The sequence below is a fragment of the Thiolapillus sp. genome, from assembly GCF_048562965.1.
Taxonomy (GTDB): Bacteria; Pseudomonadota; Gammaproteobacteria; order Chromatiales; family Chromatiaceae; genus Thiolapillus; species Thiolapillus brandeum_A.
The window spans coordinates 1-1,091 of record NZ_JBHNMF010000950.1 but is presented as its reverse complement, the minus strand read 5'-3'; the positions used below and the strand labels follow the sequence as shown (position 1 = coordinate 1,091).

General features: G+C 56.1%; 2 protein-coding genes. Both read left to right on the top strand.

Features of this window, described 5'->3' with window-relative positions:
• The first annotated feature begins 378 nt into the window (after positions 1-378).
• Complete coding sequence (locus tag ACOCD2_RS21385; RefSeq protein ID WP_293653523.1) at positions 379-537, top strand: hypothetical protein; 159 nt, start codon at positions 379-381, stop codon at positions 535-537.
• On the top strand, positions 534-1,091 hold a 558-nt coding region (locus ACOCD2_RS21380; RefSeq protein ID WP_293653525.1), incomplete at its 3' end, for a hypothetical protein. The genes ACOCD2_RS21385 and ACOCD2_RS21380, both read left to right, overlap by 4 nt.

Here is a 1,091-nt window from a genome sequence, read left to right as displayed (position 1 = left end):
AGGCCTATTGCCGCATCTCCAGTTACCTGCAGACCATGGCAAATCAGGGATACAATCCGCTGGTCGCCATTCAAATGGCCTTTTCGGGACAGCTCTACGCTGATAGGGGTGAGTAGTTACCTATATGTTTAAAAATGGAAAGTGGAAATATTGCAGCAGGGGGTGACGGTATGAATAGCAGGAAGATGAAAATCCGACGGGGGGTGAGACTGTTTCTGTGCATAGGAGGGCTTTGTGTGACTTCAGCGGCCATGGGGCAGGGCATCGTAGGCCTCAACGTGGCAGGAGAAGTGCGTTTTCCCGATGTGAACTGCCCCGCCTCAAACGGCGCCTCTGTGTATCAGTACCAGCAGCGGCTTTCTCGGCGTCTGTGCCCAGGTGAGTGGCATGGCCAATATCGCCTGGGTGTCGCCCCAGGGGGGTGACTACACTTCACCCATCCAGGCGCTCAATGGTGCGGGGAGCCCAGCAACGGCAATCGCTGCCTGGTCCGCATCGCGCCAGGCTGGTACGACCTGGGAAGCCAGCAGTTGGTGATGAAACCTTTCGTGGACATCCAGGGTTCAGGCTGGAACATGACCATTCTGAGCGGTGTGCGGGGTGCGTCCAATGTGGTGAATGCGGCGCTGGTGAAAGGTTCGGTGAGCAGCGTGTTGTCCCACCTCACGGTGCTCAATAACGGCATTGCGGGACAGGCGTGGGCCACCGGCTATGCCGGGGAGAATATTTCCACCGGGAGTGATGTGGCGCCCGATCTCGATCATGTCACGGTCAAGGTGGGTGGTGATGCAACAACCAGCATGGGGATCTATCTGAAAAATGTTGCTGATGCCCGCCTGGAACGGGTCTGGATAGAGATCGATGGCAACAATCATTGCAGGGGGTTCATGGCTGAGAACAGTGAATACGGTGGTATTGTGAACCGGTTGCATGTACATACCACCAACAACTGCGATTCGGCGGTGGGCGTGTTCCTGAGAAGCGTGGAGATCAACGTGTTGAACTCAAGGATTGATGCGACAGCCAGTGGCAACCTGCCTACTTATGGAGGGTGTCGTAAAAGCCTGTTCCCATGCACCTATGAAGCCCCC